The organism is Chryseobacterium arachidis (assembly GCF_900129245.1).
Classification (GTDB): domain Bacteria; phylum Bacteroidota; class Bacteroidia; order Flavobacteriales; family Weeksellaceae; genus Chryseobacterium; species Chryseobacterium arachidis.
Map to the genome: position 1 here is coordinate 92,782 of NZ_FQUT01000004.1, position 16,369 is coordinate 109,150.

The 16,369-nt window shown below is 33.5% G+C and carries 14 protein-coding genes; 1 reads left to right on the plus strand and 13 read right to left on the minus strand.

The annotated features are described in order from the left end of the window. Positions 1–781: 781 nt before the first annotated feature. Complete coding sequence (locus BUA89_RS09010) at positions 782–1,327, plus strand: helix-turn-helix transcriptional regulator (RefSeq protein WP_072956041.1); 546 nt, start codon at positions 782–784, stop codon at positions 1,325–1,327. 241 nt (positions 1,328–1,568) lie between these two features. On the opposite strand, the gene BUA89_RS09015 is transcribed toward BUA89_RS09010, so the two are convergent. From BUA89_RS09015 to BUA89_RS09075, 13 genes are all read right to left on the minus strand, one after another. Next, the gene (locus tag BUA89_RS09015; RefSeq protein WP_072956044.1) at positions 1,569–2,741 is read right to left on the minus strand and encodes a proline dehydrogenase family protein; all 1,173 of its coding nucleotides are present in this window, start codon (positions 2,739–2,741) and stop codon (positions 1,569–1,571) included. A gap of 65 nt (positions 2,742–2,806) precedes the next feature. Continuing rightward, complete coding sequence (locus BUA89_RS09020) at positions 2,807–3,736, minus strand: UbiA family prenyltransferase (protein ID WP_072956047.1); 930 nt, start codon at positions 3,734–3,736, stop codon at positions 2,807–2,809. Between the two features lie 11 nt (positions 3,737–3,747). Continuing rightward, positions 3,748–4,674, minus strand: coding sequence for a mevalonate kinase family protein (locus BUA89_RS09025; protein WP_072956052.1), 927 nt, complete (start codon positions 4,672–4,674; stop codon positions 3,748–3,750). A gap of 193 nt (positions 4,675–4,867) precedes the next feature. Beyond that, complete coding sequence (locus tag BUA89_RS09030) at positions 4,868–7,033, minus strand: T9SS type A sorting domain-containing protein (protein WP_072956054.1); 2,166 nt, start codon at positions 7,031–7,033, stop codon at positions 4,868–4,870. A 204-nt stretch (positions 7,034–7,237) separates the two neighbouring features. Continuing rightward, complete coding sequence (locus BUA89_RS09035; protein ID WP_072956057.1) at positions 7,238–8,767, minus strand: MFS transporter; 1,530 nt, start codon at positions 8,765–8,767, stop codon at positions 7,238–7,240. Positions 8,768–8,951: 184 nt separating this feature from the next. Next, complete coding sequence (locus tag BUA89_RS09040) at positions 8,952–9,809, minus strand: SDR family oxidoreductase (protein ID WP_072956059.1); 858 nt, start codon at positions 9,807–9,809, stop codon at positions 8,952–8,954. Positions 9,810–10,329: 520 nt separating this feature from the next. Further along, positions 10,330–11,511 (minus strand): acetyl-CoA C-acyltransferase, encoded by a 1,182-nt coding sequence (locus BUA89_RS09045; RefSeq protein ID WP_072956061.1) that lies wholly within the window; start codon positions 11,509–11,511, stop codon positions 10,330–10,332. 13 nt (positions 11,512–11,524) lie between these two features. Further along, positions 11,525–11,977 (minus strand): hypothetical protein, encoded by a 453-nt coding sequence (locus BUA89_RS09050; RefSeq protein ID WP_072956064.1) that lies wholly within the window; start codon positions 11,975–11,977, stop codon positions 11,525–11,527. 8 nt (positions 11,978–11,985) lie between these two features. Next, positions 11,986–12,366, minus strand: a complete 381-nt coding sequence (locus BUA89_RS09055; RefSeq protein ID WP_072956066.1) for a hypothetical protein — start codon at positions 12,364–12,366, stop codon at positions 11,986–11,988. A gap of 149 nt (positions 12,367–12,515) precedes the next feature. After that, positions 12,516–13,595, minus strand: coding sequence for a hypothetical protein (locus tag BUA89_RS09060; RefSeq protein ID WP_072957089.1), 1,080 nt, complete (start codon positions 13,593–13,595; stop codon positions 12,516–12,518). Positions 13,596–13,681: 86 nt separating this feature from the next. After that, complete coding sequence (locus BUA89_RS09065) at positions 13,682–14,383, minus strand: hypothetical protein (RefSeq protein WP_072956068.1); 702 nt, start codon at positions 14,381–14,383, stop codon at positions 13,682–13,684. Beyond that, positions 14,361–14,906 (minus strand): RNA polymerase sigma factor, encoded by a 546-nt coding sequence (locus BUA89_RS09070; protein WP_072956071.1) that lies wholly within the window; start codon positions 14,904–14,906, stop codon positions 14,361–14,363. The genes BUA89_RS09065 and BUA89_RS09070 overlap by 23 nt, the downstream gene beginning before the upstream one ends. A gap of 114 nt (positions 14,907–15,020) precedes the next feature. Then, positions 15,021–16,355, minus strand: a complete 1,335-nt coding sequence (locus tag BUA89_RS09075; protein WP_072956074.1) for an MFS transporter — start codon at positions 16,353–16,355, stop codon at positions 15,021–15,023. Between the last annotated feature and the right edge of the window lie 14 nt (positions 16,356–16,369).

Consider the following 16,369-nt stretch of genomic DNA (forward strand, 5'->3'; position numbering starts at 1 on the left):
AAAATGAAATTTACAATTGTAATTAAATCAAACGTATTGATCTGCCAAAATGTCTGTTGGTAAAATTGTGTATTGAGATATATTTAATATTAAACAATTAACTATATACAATTCAGTCAGTTATGAAATTTATCTAAATATATATTTGAAATTTACTTTAAGCAATTAAATTCATATTTATTAGTATTAATGAGTAATTTTATTAAACATAAAAAGTGTGGAAAACTTTGTAATTATTTTAATATACAAATGTAAAATAATATAATTTTTGATTTAAGTTAAATAAAATTTTCCCTTTTTTCACTTAGTTTAATAATGTAAATTGATTAAATATATTACAATTATAAAATATATACTAAAAAAGTGTGCCTACTGATTATTAAGGCTTTATTCTTAATATTTTACAGCCGTAAACTCCTCTTTTTAGTGAATTTTCGAAGTTTAATAGGTATTTATGGCTTATTCTCTGAATATTATTAGATACCTAATATAAACCGAAGCAAAAATAATTTTATTAAGCAAATATTAGCATTTATTTAAGAATAACTTATTAATAAGTTATCGGCTTTTTGATTTAATAATACTGGTTTCTGAGATTTAATTGTTGATAAACTTTTGTAAAATCTTGCTTAGATTTTGATATTTAAAGATAAATTATTGATTTTATGGTAATTATATAGTTTACAAATGTATTTTATATCGATTTACATTTGTTTACTTCAATAATTTGCATTTGTAAATTTATTTATTTACATTTGTAACATTATTAAAACGAATTTTTATGAGCTTAAACGAGAGAATTTCAAAAGTTATAGAGTATTCTAATCTTACCTCTTCCGAATTTGCTGATGAGATCGACGTACAGCGTTCTTCTATTTCTCATATTACCTCCGGAAGGAATAAGCCCTCTCTTGAATTTATCATAAAAATAAAATCACGTTTTCCAGAGATTCTTTGGGATTGGCTTGTTACTGGTGAAGGCGAAATGTTAAAATCGGAGCTTAAGGAAACGGCCATCCCAGAATTTGAGTCGGAAAAAATTGAAGAGGAAGAAAAACCGAGAACCACTTCTCTACCCGATCTTTTCACGATGATGAATAATGATGAGGATTTTGGAACTGAAGAAGAAATTGAGCAATCAAAAACAAGCGAACGAGAATCTATTATACCGCATCAAAGTACAGCACAGCAAAAAATATCTGATTCTCAGCGATTAGAAAAATCTAATGACCAAATTATTAATCAAGCTATTGAAAATCAACAAAATAAGATAAAGCGCATTGTTATTTTCTACGAAAATGGAAAATTTGAAAGTTTTGAGCCATAAAAAAACCCGATTCTACAAAATAACCAGGCTAAAATATTTGAAAAAGAAGCTTAAGCTATTGCTTTACTAATTGATAATTTTTGTACGCTCGCTAATATTTATTTTTAGAATATAATTTCATTATTTAAGATCGGATATATAATATTTTCTGTGCTTCTAAAATTGATCAAAATATAAAAGCGATTAAATAAAAAAACCTTACAATTTTGTTGTAAGGTTTTAGATTATATGATAAGAAGATTTATCTACTACTTTTTCTTCTTTCTAATTCTTTACTGATAAGACCAAGCTCTCTACCCGTCTGCCCTGCAACCGACGTGTTTTCCTGGGCTCTTCTTGTGAGATAAGGAACAACATCTTTTACGGGTCCATAAGGAAGATATTTCGCCGCATTATACCCTTTATCCGATAAATAAAAAGTGATATTGTCACTCATTCCGTAAAGCTGTCCGAAATATACGTGAGGATTATCATTTTCCAGACCTGCAGCTTTCATTTTGTCCATAACTAACTCAGAAGACAGTTCGTTATGAGTTCCGAAAAATGCTGAAACTTTATCTAAATGATTCATTACGAAATCGATTCCTGCATTATAGTTTTTATCAGAAGATTCTTTGTTGGGCTGGATCGGATCTGCATACCCTTTTTCGGCTGCTCTTGCTCTTTCCTTTTCCATGTAAGCCCCTCGAACAATCTTATACCCAATGAAATAGCCTTTTTCTCTTGCTCTTTGCAAATGCGCTTCCATATATTCAAGTCTTCCGGTTCTGTACATCTGAATTGTGTTCCAAACGATCGGTTTTTCCTGATTATACTTCTCCATCATTTCTTCGCAAAGGTGATCGGCTGCATCCTGCATCCATGTTTCTTCGGCATCTACCATTACTTTTTTATCATTTTCATGGCAAAGTTTACAAACTTCATCAAATCTTTTTACGACTCTTTCCCATTCTTCTTTTTGGCTTGAAGTCAGCTCTGCATTTTTTCCAACAGCTTCATACAAATCAATTCTTCCAAAAGCCGTAGGTTTAAATACAATAAACGGAATCGCGGGATTTCCTACAGAAAACCTTACGATGTCTTTGATCTCTTTGCAAACCGCGTCGAAAGTTGCTTCATCTTCTTTACCTTCAATCGAATAGTCGAAAATACTTCCAACCCCTCTTTTGAAAAGCTGTTTTACCACTTTCATACTTTCTTCGCGTGTTTCACCACCGCAAAACTGCTCAAACAAGGTATTTTTTACAATTCCGGTAACGAATGGAAAATTATTGTGGACTGTAAAATTAAGAACAGAAGTTCCAATTCTTGTCAATGAAGGTTGCTCAATCATCTTGAACATCCAATACGCTTTTCTTAACTGTGCATCAGATTTATCTGCAAATGCGACTTTAGTATCGTTAAAAATGGGCATTACTTTATATAAATTTTAGGTTCTGCAAAAGTAAGAAAAGTATCAGGTTTTTTGGAGAAAATTTTCTACAATTTACCCTCCAGTCCGTTTAAAAGCATGGCAATAATTCCAACAAAAACCCAAAACCTCAAAATATTGAGTGTCACAAAATTACTTTTCCTGCTTTGGTTTAAAAGCAGATAAATGCAAAGGATGAAAACGAATAAACCTCCCGAAAAATAATAAGCCATAAATCCTGAAATTCCTGTTCTGAGGATCAGTTTCATGGAAACAGCAATTGTAATAATCAATAAAGAAATAATAATGATCCGGCTGTTTTTGCTTTTGAAATAATTAGGAATGGTGATATAATCGAAAGCCCTATCAACACTTTTAGTGAGTGTATCTTTCACAATATCAATACATAAAAGTATCAGAAACAGGAAAATTGCCATTAATAAAACTTTCTTGGAAAATGTTCCGTAATACACCATCATTCCGAAAAAAGGATACAAGGTAAGACTTACAAATGTTATATTATTCAGGATTAGTATTCTGCTTAGCTTATGACTGTAAAACCACATAAAGAACTGATAAACAATAAAAAAGACAAAAACCCTGTGTGAAATCATCCATGCAATTCCCAAAGAAATTATACTGAAAAATAAATAAACGTATAGAAAGTACTTTTGCTTAATAAAGCTCTGAAGCCTGGTTCTGAAAGGTTTTACTACATGGTCTTTCTCAAAATCGTAAAACTGATTGATAATTCCTCCTGCCAGAATCGTAAGAACGGTGCAGAAAATAATCCCGTGAACTTTGAAATCGAAAACAAATTTTCTGAAAGTTTCATCCTGATTGAACAGAAAATAGGTTGATACATACAGCGCAAAAGTGAGTAATGCGGCAACAAAAAAGCGAGCTCCCAAAAGAAAGCCCACGAATTGTGAAAATCTGTAAAAAAAAGATTTTTTGATATCAATTTTCTGATGGAAATTTTCTTTTTCAGAATTCATTCCCCAGCCTGTTAAAATCTGTAAATTACTTCTTTATGAAAGCCGTCAAGCATTTTTTCTGCTTTTTCATAGTCTTTAGTGAAACCTAAAATATAACCACCTCCACCGCTTCCGCAGAGTTTTAAATAATAAGCATTAGAATCCAGGCCTTTTTTCCAGACATTAAATAAACTTTCAGGAATCATCGGACGGAAATGTTCGTATGCCCAATGAGAAAGTTTTTTTAAATTTCTAAAGAATGGATTCATATCTTTTTTCAGGAAAGCATCGATACAAGCATTATTATAACGGATAAACTCTTCTTTCAAGGTTTTTCTGAAACCTTCAGTCTTCATTTTTTCAAAGAAAATCTGGACCATTGGACCGGTTTCACCTGTCATTCCTGAGTCTATCAGGAAAATTGCTCCTTTCCCAGCTTCGCTGGCAGGAATGGCAACTTTGTCTACACTTTCTTTACTCTCGATAAGGATAGGGAGATTCATATAACAGATAAGCGGATCAATTCCTGAACTTTTTCCGTGGAAATAACTTTCCATTAAACCGAAAACCGTTCTGAGATTTTTCAATTCATCCTTAGAAATATTTTCAGGCTCATGTTTGGAAATAGAATAACGCTCGAAAATAGCCGCTACCAAAGCACCCGAACTTCCTACTCCATAACCTTGCGGAATGTTGCTGTCGAAAAATAATCCTGCAGCAATCTCTTCTTCAAACTTTGAAACATTCAGTTCAAAAGTCTCGGGAAGCTCTAAATTCTGTAGATACTTCGCATATTTTATAAGGTGTTCATTAGATTTTTTTTCAAATTCAGAATCTAATGATGAGAACTTAAGGGTACCTTTATAGAAACTATAAGGTAATGTCAAACCTTGGGAATCTTCGATGATTCCGTATTCTCCGAACAAAAGAATTTTTGCGTAAAATAAAGGGTTTGTCATTTATTTAAATAAATTTTTTACAAATTTAAAACTATTCCGCTGAATATTAGCAAAATTCGAGCCGAATTCTAACATAATTTTAACAGAGAAAAGATATTCAAACTTTAGTTAATTCTTAAAATCTGTATTTTCTGTATTAAAGTTAACAAAAAAGCCTGACAAAATCAGGCTTTTATTATTAAATATTGAAAAATTATTGTTTAATTAACTTCTTCGTTATTTTCTGTTTTTCTGTTTCCACGGTTACCACATAGTTTCCGGTTTGCATGGAGGAAATATTAACGTCGAACTTAGTTCCTTTTAAAGAAGATTCAGATTTGATTAATCTTCCTGCTTCATCATAAATTTTAAATGATTTCAAAGCATCTTTAGAAGAAATTGTAATCACATTTTTCGCAGGATTCGGATAGATGTTTACTGAATTATCTTTCGTATTAACATCTTCAACCGCTAAAACTGCACAAGAGAAATTTGCTTTCCAACCAATTCCATTTTCTAACTGATCCGAAACAAATCTTACTGTAATGGCACCTGAAGGGTGTGTAGAAGTAAATGTTCCCGGTAAATTTGTTCCTGTTAACGCATTTCCGTTTGCGAATATGGGTGAGCTTGTAGACGGACCGTTATAAATATACATAAAGTCATAACCGTCTTCCAGACCAAATTCTGTAAAATTCATGCTTAATGCTCCTGAACTTGGATAAAATGTTTTTACAATCGTCTGGTTGTCTCCGTAATTTGCTGCAGTACCTCCTGTGTCCGTAAACAATGCACCGCCACACCAGTCCGCATCTGTTAAAAACATTTGATTTCTCTGATATGCTGCAGAACAGTCTGTTCCTACAGATAAAAGATAATACGTTGCCGGCTGAAGATTTGAAAAACTAAAAGATTGTGTTGTAGATGTCCCCGTAGAAACCGGAGTTCCGTCAAATTTTGTTAATCTGTATTTCCATGAGGTGGAAGTTGCATCTGTAAATGAAGCATTTGCAGAAATCTGCGTAATATTTGAAACGGCTAATCCTGAAATCGTTGTAGCACAGGCGGTTATACAATTAGTGCCTAAACATGCTTTTGAATCTACAGTACTTCTGATTAAAGCTCCCGGCTGAGGGCCAAAACCATTGGCAAAGTTGATTCCCACTCCAGAAATTAAGTGGCAGTAACTCATGATTGTTCCTTTCTGAGTTGTAGAAGGAATAGGACCTATACATCCTTCATTTGCTCCCGCTGCAGGACCACATCCGTCGATTGCCGTATTGTTTCCGTTCCATGCACAAGCGTGAGTGTGAGGAGATCCTAAACTGTGACCCATTTCGTGAGTCATCGCCATGATCGTCCATGAATAAACCGGAACGTTGTTGTAGGTCTGAGAAGCTCCGGAATACGCATGACGACTTGTTGTACAAAGAGAATTTACATACGCCACACTTGTTGTGGAAGGTTGATTTACCAAGTGTGCCAAATCTCCGTTGAAAGTCTGTCTGTTTGTTCTGAAGCTTGCAAGATTTGCATTAGGTGTGCCTGTATATGGATCAGCTGTTGTCCAAATATAAATTTCGTTAAGAGCAATTTTTACGTCATCATTATTATAAAGAGTAGAAATATTGTTATGGATCGCTGTGAGCCAATTTGAAGTGGTAGTTGTATTGGAACCATTGTTAACATAAGGGGTGTAACAGATTTCGTAATATACTCTTACACAGTTCTGCGTCATTACCTTTGCTGTATTTTTCTGTGCAGCAGGATCGAAAGAAGTTTTCTGTTTTTGATTTTCCGCTAATTCATCAATGCCGCAAACAAAAGGATTAACACCGGTAAGCTTTGCTTCTGAATAGCTTACAAAATCTGTAGAATTTTTCGCTTTTCCAACGATAATATTTCCTAATTCTAAGGTAGAAGCAACTCCCACGATATCATCGTCAAAGAAACTGAAGGCTACAATAGACTGGCTGTCTCCTTTTACAATCCCTTGATAATAAGCTCCCGGAGTATAGTTTACGATTTCGCCTTTGTTGGTAGTTACTTTAAAATCATTGGTAAATATTTGATTTTTATACAACTCCATTGTAATCTGTCTTCCGTCGAAAGGAAAAGAAACTTCTAAGTATTCCGGTTTTTCGTGAACAAGTTTTCGTAGCTGTTTAGCATCGATATTCAGTACTGAAATGTCTGTTGCAGCCCTTTTGTATTCGGCTAATTTTTCAGAAGTTTTGTTGACCGTGAACAAATCATACTTTTCAAAATTTTTCTTGTCGGCATGAAATTCTGCGATTTTCTGGGCAACAGGCCGTGCGTTTTGAGAAAAACCGAAAACTGCACACTGCAGAAGACAGAGTGTTAGAAGTTTTTTTATCATTATTACTATTTATTAAGAATTTGCAAATAAACAAAAAAAATATAAATATCATGAAATAATGATATAATTTTCACGTAAATTAAATTTTAAAATAATTAAAACCCATAAATATTGAATAAATTTTATAATATTTTCATCGAAAAATTATTTAATAAAAAAGACGCTAAAAATGAGCGCCTTTGAATTTATAGTAAATATTTCTAATTATTTTTTTTGAGGACTCAATTTTAAGAATCTTATTAGAATTAAGCCTACAAAAAAGAACAGTGCCATTGAAAATGCTGCAAACCTCATCCCTGAAGCCGAAGGAAGCACAATCTCGATCTTAGCAAAAATATCTCTTAAAGCATCGTATTTATCGATAAATAAAGCAAAAACAAATGTTCCTACAATAATTGCAATTTTTTCCAATACATCATAGAAGCTGAAAAATGTTGTGTTTTCCATGGAATTTTCCGGCAGTAACTTAGAATAAGTAGATCTTGACATCGCCTGAAGTCCGCCCATTACAAGACCTACTACTGCAGCAACGCCATAGAACTGATATTCTACCGTAGGATTTTCTTTATTAAGGAAATATGCCCAAATACAAGCTACAATCCAAAGTATGATGGCAATCGTAATTACGTTTTTGTTTCCTATTTTTCTTGACAATCTTGAGAAAATTACCGCTCCGATAATCGCTTCAATCTGGATAACCAAAAGCGTCCCGATCAATTTATCCTGAGGAAGGTTGATTTCGCTCTTTCCAAACAATGTTGCCATTAAGAAAATCGTCTGCATTCCTACACTGTAAAAGAAGAAACTTGAAAGGAAATATTTCAGATTTCTGTCTTTGAAAAGCTCTTTTCCTACTTTAAACAATTCGTGGAAGCTTTCCTTTGCAATATCTTTATAGAAACTTAAATTATCTTTTAAAACCTCAAAAAAACCACCCTGCTCTTCATGCTTTTTGAAGATATTTTTATAGTTTAATAATACTAAATCTTTTGGAAGCTTTTCTTTAACATCACCAAATTGAGGCAAATGCTTAAATGTATACTGAGAAAATCCGAACCACCAGGCTCCTGTTAATAAGAAGCTGATTCTTGTAAATAACAACTGTTGCGCTGCACCTTTAGCAAAAACCTGAATTAATAATAAACAGATCACCACCAAAACTACAGAACCGATGTATCCGTAAACATACCCTTTTGCGGAAAGTGCATCCTGTTTGTCTCTTGTCGCAATATCCGGTAAAAAGGAGTTATAGAATACCAAACTTCCCCAGAATCCGACACTTGCTGTGATACTGAATAACAATCCTAAAAATACATTGTGCATCCCTGTAAACATTGCCAATCCCATACAAGAAGTTGCGCCTAAATAACAGAAAAACTGTAAGAAAGATTTTTTATTCCCGATCGTATCTGCCAAAGAAGATAAAAACGGAGATAACAAAACAACGACGAAGAAGGAAATCGTTAAAGAATATCCGTAAACCGCATCCGGCTGGTATTCCTTTCCGAAAATTTTGATCATGTGTCGTACGGGAACGTCAATCCAGGATTTTGTTTCCTCTACATATTCTTTCTTTTCGTACGCTGTGGTAAGAATAGAGTAATAAATGGGAAAAATAGTAGAAGTAATTACCAAAGAATAAACGGAATTTGCCCAGTCATAAACCGCCCAGGCTTTCATGATCTTTGGATTATTCTTTATGTTTTGAGGTTGTGGATTCTCAATTTCAGACATTTCTAATAATTATTAATAAACACAAAAATAGCAAAACCATTGAATATTCGGCGCTTTTTTTTATTAATTAGAATTTAACATAAGATCTCACTTCTTTTTTATAAAATCTAAAAATTTTTATTAATAAAAAAGTGACACATTTCTGTATCACTTCTCGCTTTTTATCAAAGTTTATTCTGATCAATTATCCAGAATATTTCTCCATCCATTTTTTCTTGAGTTCTGCTCTGGTATTGATAAATTCAACATCTGTACCTTGGGCAATCGCATCCAGCGGATAACGTAAAGGACGAGTTCCCTGTTCCATATTAACAAGATTCAAAACTCCGTCTGCAATAACCTGAGGATTCATATCAAATTCCTGCATTTTACCGAATAATCCGGCTCCGATCGCATTAAACATATCAGAAGCTACAGGATCATATTCTTTTGCAATTTCAGGTTTGTCTGCCTGTACTCCTGCTTTTCCGCCCGAATTCATTTCTGTAGGATAAACTCCCGGCTGAATGGTTACATTTTCTATATTAAATTGAGCCAATTCATCCTGAATAGCTTCCACAACTGCTTCAACACTAAATTTAGATGCCAGATACGGTCCCATAAAAGGCATTGAATGTCCGCTTGCTCCGGAAGAAAGATTAATAATTAATCCTGATTTTGCTTTTCTCATACTTGGCAAAACCGCCTGGTACGTACGGATCACCCCATAAAAATTGACTTCGAAAAACTTTTTGATCTGATCGATTGAATACGCTTCTACCAAACCGAAGCCTGCCAAACCTGCATTGTTCACCAGAACATCAACACGACCATACTTATTTAAAACATAATCAAATGCTTTGCTAACAGAATCATCTTCTGTAACATCAATATCAACCACTTCTACATTTTCGAGAGATGAAAGTTCTTGGGCAACTTCTGCGTTTTTTCCTGAAGTTCCGCGCATTCCTGCAATTACGGTATGACCTGCTTTAGAAAGTGTGATGGTCATTAATTTTCCGAATCCTGTACTTGTTCCTGTAATGAAAACTATTTTGTTCATTTTTAAAATTTTTTGTTGTTATTAATGAGACAAAATTACCTACAGAAGCCGCCAAATACCGTTGATATTTGCTTGAAAAAACTCTTGACAATTGTCAATGATTTTAAATTGTTTTCCATTAAACTTAATTTTAATACAAAGGGTACAAAGATTTTTGATAAACTGTGCGTTTTTAAGTTAAGAAAGCATTAGGGTTTTTCGATTTTTACAAATATGGACAATCACTAAGAGGCTATTTAAATTTGATTAAAAGCTAAAAATCTGCCTTCATTTTTTGACGCAAAGATTTTATTATTTAGGTGGGCAAAGAAGAATCAACAAGTTGATTTGATGAAGCTGTGTTTTCAAGCTTCGCGCGGCAAATTCTATTTGCCTTTGCTTCCTAAAATAATATGTAAGTAGAATTAAAACTTTGCGTTTAAAAATAATAGAGTCATAAAACTTTAAATTTAAATAGGCTCTAATAAAAAAATCCGAAAGCTTAAAAACTTCCGGATTTTGAATTTTATTGATAAAATAATTATTGCATGTTTTCGATAACAATTGCAGAAGCACCGCCACCTCCGTTACAGATCGCTGCAGCACCATATTTACCGTTATTTTGCTTCAATACATTGATCAAAGTAACGATAATTCTGGATCCTGAACTTCCAAGAGGGTGACCAATAGCCACAGCTCCACCGTTTACATTCACTTTAGAAGCGTCTAATCCTAAGATTTTGTTATTTGCCAAACCTACTACAGAGAAAGCTTCGTTGAATTCGAAGAAATCGATATCTGTAAGTTCCAGACCTGCCTTTTTAAGAGCAATCGGCAATGCTTTAGAAGGAGTTGTAGTGAAATCTTCCGGAGCCTGAGCTGCATCAGCGTAAGAAACAATTCTTGCCAATGGCTTCAGACCTAATTCTTCCATTTTTTCTTTAGAAACAAGGATTAATGCAGAAGCACCATCATTTAGGTTAGAGGCATTTGCAGCTGTTACTGTTCCTTCTTCTTTTTTGAAAACTGTAGGAAGTGTAGGAATTCTGTCGAAGTTTACCGCTTTATATTCTTCATCTTCAGCAAAAATAATAGCATCCCCTTTTCTCTGAGGAATTTCTACAGGAACAACCTCATCAGCAAATTTACCTTCACCCCAAGCTTTTGCAGTTCTTTTGTAAGATTCGATGGCGAAATTATCCTGCTCTTCTCTCGAAATGTTATAGTCTGTTGCACATTTTTCTGCACAAACTCCCATGTGAACTTTGTTGTAAACGTCTGTAAGTCCGTCCAGAACCATTCCGTCCAACATTTTTACATCACCTAATTTAGTCGCGTTTCTTGCGTTATAATAGTGAGGAACCGAGGACATGTTTTCCATACCTCCTGCAACGATTACGTCTACATCACCAGCTTTGATTGCCTGTGCAGCCATTGAAACCGCTTTCATTCCTGAGGCACAAACTTTATTTACCGTAGTAGAAGGTGTTTCAATAGAAAGACCCGCTCCTAAAGCAACCTGACGAGCCGGAGCCTGTCCTTCACCCGCCTGTAAAACGTTCCCCATATAGATTTCCTGAACCAGTTTCGGATCAAGACCGATTTTGTCTAATGCTCCTTTTACCGCAACAGTTCCTAATTTAGTAGCCGGAACAGTTGATAAACTTCCCAAAAAACTTCCTATCGGAGTTCTTACTGCGGAAACGATGAATACTTCTTTCATGTGTATATAATTTCTATTTTTTGTTTTCTATTATTTTTTCTAAGGGCAAATCGTATTTTTCACCATTCAAAACACTTTCTATTCTTAAAAAGTTATTCTGACTTGCAAATATTTTATTGGAATAAATATCTCCTACTTTTATCGGGTTTTCTTTTTCTGTTTTTTCAAGCACAATCGCTTTATAATTGCAGTCATCAATGAAAACCAAGCTCGATTTAATGAAATCTTTCCCATTATTGTAATATTCTGTCTGAACATTATCTTTCACCGTCATATACCAAAGATTTTTCGGGTAATTGATGCGCAAAAATGTTCCTTCCTTGATATTTTTACAATTTACAGGATTGTCTAGCGGTTTCTGTTTTGCCGTTTCAACTTTTGGTTTTTGAGTTTCTTTTTTCTGAGCATTTATTTGAGAAACACATAAAAATAATGCCGCTACAGAAAATACTTTTACAAAGTTCATATATGTGTCTATTTATTATTTTTAGTTAAAATGATGATGAAAGCTCCCAAAAATTCTACAATCCAGCCCCATCTTAATTTTACAATACCTGCTAATTTTTCCTGCCATGATTTAAAAGGCATGAAACTGAAATACTCCATCGACTGCATTTTAACTGCAAATAATGTAAAAATGAAGAGTAGAACTAAAAGAATCGCAGAAATTCTCGCCATTTTTACACTATTATTCACAATACCAAAAAGTGCTCCGGCAGAAAAAATCCAACATGCAATGGCTAAAGAATGATCAAGCTTCCAATAGTTCCAATTTCCTATGATAGGAACGTGAACCAAAGGCAGAAAACTTCCTACAATCACTAATAATAATCCTAATAACTGAATATTTTTCATATTTCTTAAAGTGCCAAAGTACAAAAAAAAACACACTTAAAATAAGTGTATTTTAAATATAGAAATTAACTGTTAACTAATTATTAATACATAAAAATTTCAAAATAACATTTAATAATTTATAAAAAAACATGTATATTATTGATAATTTAAAAATTAACATAAAGCAACTCTAAACCAATTTGGATACCATATTTATTATTGATCTTTGCATTATCATTAAAAATTGGTGTAAAGTCTTTCTTTATAAACACATTCAGAGCTCCATATCCTAAAGACAACTTGCCTCCAAAAAGGAAGTTATTCACGGAATCATTGATATTTTCTCTATAATTAACTTTATGATCTTCAAAATTTTTGTAGAGAATCTGGCTTTGGGAAAGATATCTTATACCTCCGTAAACTCCTGCGGTAAGTCTAAAATTTCCTTTGGTATTATCTAACATTTTTTCGTTTTTTTCGGTCGTATACTTAGGATTAAGCACAAACACAAAATCGACAGGAACAGTAATATAGTTATTTGAAATTCTTGAATTTCTTAAATTTCCGGCAGTAAAATTATCCAACGATATCTGATCATTCTGTTGAACAACAACTTTAGAATCTGCAAGCTTATAACTATCATTTCTTGAACCTAAACCTATACGGTAAAAAACCGGAGAAGTAAGTTTTCCAAGCTGTCTTGTGATCCTATATTCAAAAACGAGAGATGTAGATTTTCCGAAAATAACTTCAGATGAGTTCCCCAACGCCAAAGAACCAGCTGATTTTGTAAGGTTTGTAAATCCAAAAGAAATATTAAAATCTCCTCCTTTCAGCAATTCTTTTTTTGTTTTTTTATAATCCTTAAAACTCAGAAGGGCATTGTTCTGTACAAATCCTACCCTGTCAAAAACTTTTCCCTTACCCATGACAGAATTTTTTACAAGCTCCCTTGTTGCTTCCTCCAAAACTGCTTTTTGGCCGTCAACTTTATCATTAATAATCTGCTCGTATTTTTTTGCCACTTCCGTTCTTTGTTTTTGTTTTTCTTCTGAGGAAAATTTATTGTCCTTAAAAGTCTTGTCTAATGCATCCAGTTCATCATTCATTTTAGCTTTTTCAGAGACGATAATGCTGTCTATTTTACTTGAATAGTTACGCATTTGGACATCTGTATAAGGCTTTTCCTGCGCCTGTGAGTAAGAGAATGCAAATAAAGCGGAGATTAAAGCAACTTTCGTTTTCATATATTTTTCTTTTTTATTTTTAGACAATATTTTAGTGCTGCTCATGTTTTTGAACAGTATTTTTTGATTTGAAATTTTAAGATTTATTACTTAGGCTCAGAATAGACTGTCACTCCTAAAACTGTAACATTTTCGACCTTTTTAAATACCTTATTTACATTAAAAACCCCGAATTTCTTTTCATCTTTTTTAGCCTCTTCACGAGTTTTGTCGAATTCCCTTCCCAGAAGAAGCTCCTCTGCATTAATGTAGCTTATTTTCTTTTTCTCGGCTAAAACAGGTTTTTCATCAATCTTTGTTTGTATTACAGGATTCGTGTCAGGAATATTTTTAATTATTTTTTCTTCCTGAACCAAAAGCTGATTTTTTATCTCTGAAGGATAACACTGCAGGACAATTTCAATTTTTTCTTCAGGCTGTATATTTTTCTTTTTATTTTCTGTGGAAACTACTAATTTATTATTTTCTGCGGGCTGAATTAATTGATCATTTGATTTAACCGGTTGATTTTGAATATCAGGATTAATAGGATGAACCGTTTTTTCTAATCTTTTTTTAACGATAAAATCTGTCTCCTGATCATCTTTATTGACAAAATAGATCACTGTTCCTACCGAAATCAACAACAGAACAACAGCTGCATATTTCCACCACTGAAAAGATTGTTTTAAAGAGATTTCTGCCGCTTCATCCAACTTTTCGTCCAATCTATCCCAAAGATCGGAAGATGGCTTTATTTCAAGCTCCTCGTAATCGGATTTTAATTTATTTAGCGTATTGTTGTTCATCTTTCTTTTGTTTTAAAAAATCTGCGATCCATTTCTTAGATTTGCTCAGCTGGCTCTTGCTTGTGCCTTCAGAAATATTCAAGATTTCTGCAATTTCCTGGTGTTTTTTCTCTTCAAAAACATAAAGATTAAAAATCAATCTGTATCCGTCCGGCATTTTAGAAAAAATTTCATCCATATTGATTTCCTCTATTTCTTCTTCCCAATCATCATCAATATTTCCGATTTCGTTTACCTCAAGATCTGTATAAAGAATATTTTTACTTTTCCTGATGAAATTGATTGAATTATTGACAACAATTTTCCTCAGCCAAAACTGAAAACTTTTCCATTCCCTGCATTCATCGATTTTTGAAAAGCATGTGAAAAAAGAATTCATCAGGATGTCTTCCGCATCATGAAGATTATTCACATAAGAATTTGCGACGGCCAGCATTTTTGCCGAAAACATTTCGTAAAGCGCTTTCTGCCCTCTCCGATCATGTTTTTTTGCCAGTTTAAAATTCTCTTCTAAATGCTTCATGTATTTGTTTCTATCTATAAGACGGAATATTTTCTAAATGGTTGCCTGAAAGACAAAAAAAATTGCACTTTTTTTGAAAGTGCAATTTAATATATTAATTATCAGGGATATAAATTAATGCTTTACTTCTGAGATTTCTGCCGGATTATGCTTGTGTTTAAAAATTAAGGCAAACAAAATAGTAACAATTAACGCATATCCTGCAAAAATATACCAAGATGTTTTCCAGCCTTCAAGCTGTAAAATAGGGTCTGTCTGAGAAAAAACATAATGATTGACTACTTCCTGAGCGCCCAACATTCCTATAGTCGCTCCAAACCCATTGGTCATCATCATAAATACACCCTGCGCACTGGATCGGATACTTTTATCTGTCTCCTTATCTACAAATAAAGATCCTGAAACATTGAAGAAATCGAAAGCAATACCATACACAATCATTGAAAGAATAAACATCCAGACTCCTCCACCCGGATTCCCCAGACCAAACAGTCCAAATCGTAAAAACCATGCAAACATAGCCATCAGCATTACTTTTTTAATACCGTAACGTTTCAGAAAAAATGGAATTAGCAATATACAGAGTGTTTCAGATACCTGTGATAATGAAATGAGCGCATTGGCATTATTTGAGCCCCAAGTATTTGCAAACTCAGGAATTTCTTTAAAACTCGTAATAAATGGATTTGCATAGCCATTAGTAATCTGCAATGACACGCCTAAAAACATAGAGAAAATAAAGAAAATAGCCATCTTTTTTTCTTTAAACAGAGCAAATGCCTTTAATCCCAATGCATCGGAAAGCGTTCTTTTTTCCGTGTTTTTATTGATTTCACATTTAGGCAATGTAAATGAATAGAAGAATAATATAATTCCTAAAATACCTGAAACAAAAAACTGGCTGTAATTGTGTTGAAAGCTTAAAAATCCGCTTTCATTTGAAAAATTAAACTTTAATCCCCCATCCTGAATTCCTGCAAAATTTACAAATAACATGGCACAGATAAAACCAACAGTTCCCAATGTACGAATTGGTGGGAAAGATTTAATTGTATCATAATTATTATTAACTAAAACAGTATAAGCAACAGAATTGGATAGAGCAATTGTTGGCATGTAAAAGGTTACACTTAAACTGTAAAGAAGAAAAAGCTTTGAAAACTCAATGTTTTCACCTGCCGACATTCCATAATAACCTGCCCAAATCAGGAAAACAGCCGCAAGAAGATGCGAAATCCCAAGAAGCTTCTGAGCCTGAATCCATCTATCCGCAATAATTCCCATAATAGCAGGCATAAAAATGGATACGATTCCCTGCATGGCATAGAAAAGTCCGATTTTGGAACCCAATCCTACCGAGCCCAGATAATTTCCCATGGAAGTAAGATAAGCTCCCCAGACCCCAAACTGCAAAAAGCTAAGGATGGTTAGTCGTAATTTTAAATTCATAAGTCAGTATAAAA

Bases quoted from the DNA above. Each gene is read 5' to 3' on its own strand.
- BUA89_RS09010 (WP_072956041.1), top strand. From the start codon at position 782: ATGAGCTTAAACGAGAGAATTTCAAAAGTTATAGAGTATTCTAATCTT.
- BUA89_RS09015 (WP_072956044.1), bottom strand. From the start codon at position 2,741: ATGCCCATTTTTAACGATACTAAAGTCGCATTTGCAGATAAATCTGAT.
- BUA89_RS09020 (WP_072956047.1), bottom strand. From the start codon at position 3,736: ATGAATTCTGAAAAAGAAAATTTCCATCAGAAAATTGATATCAAAAAA.
- BUA89_RS09025 (WP_072956052.1), bottom strand. From the start codon at position 4,674: ATGACAAACCCTTTATTTTACGCAAAAATTCTTTTGTTCGGAGAATAC.
- BUA89_RS09030 (WP_072956054.1), bottom strand. From the start codon at position 7,033: ATGATAAAAAAACTTCTAACACTCTGTCTTCTGCAGTGTGCAGTTTTC.
- BUA89_RS09035 (WP_072956057.1), bottom strand. From the start codon at position 8,767: ATGTCTGAAATTGAGAATCCACAACCTCAAAACATAAAGAATAATCCA.
- BUA89_RS09040 (WP_072956059.1), bottom strand. From the start codon at position 9,809: ATGAACAAAATAGTTTTCATTACAGGAACAAGTACAGGATTCGGAAAA.
- BUA89_RS09045 (WP_072956061.1), bottom strand. From the start codon at position 11,511: ATGAAAGAAGTATTCATCGTTTCCGCAGTAAGAACTCCGATAGGAAGT.
- BUA89_RS09050 (WP_072956064.1), bottom strand. From the start codon at position 11,977: ATGAACTTTGTAAAAGTATTTTCTGTAGCGGCATTATTTTTATGTGTT.
- BUA89_RS09055 (WP_072956066.1), bottom strand. From the start codon at position 12,366: ATGAAAAATATTCAGTTATTAGGATTATTATTAGTGATTGTAGGAAGT.
- BUA89_RS09060 (WP_072957089.1), bottom strand. From the start codon at position 13,595: ATGAAAACGAAAGTTGCTTTAATCTCCGCTTTATTTGCATTCTCTTAC.
- BUA89_RS09065 (WP_072956068.1), bottom strand. From the start codon at position 14,383: ATGAACAACAATACGCTAAATAAATTAAAATCCGATTACGAGGAGCTT.
- BUA89_RS09070 (WP_072956071.1), bottom strand. From the start codon at position 14,906: ATGAAGCATTTAGAAGAGAATTTTAAACTGGCAAAAAAACATGATCGG.
- BUA89_RS09075 (WP_072956074.1), bottom strand. From the start codon at position 16,355: ATGAATTTAAAATTACGACTAACCATCCTTAGCTTTTTGCAGTTTGGG.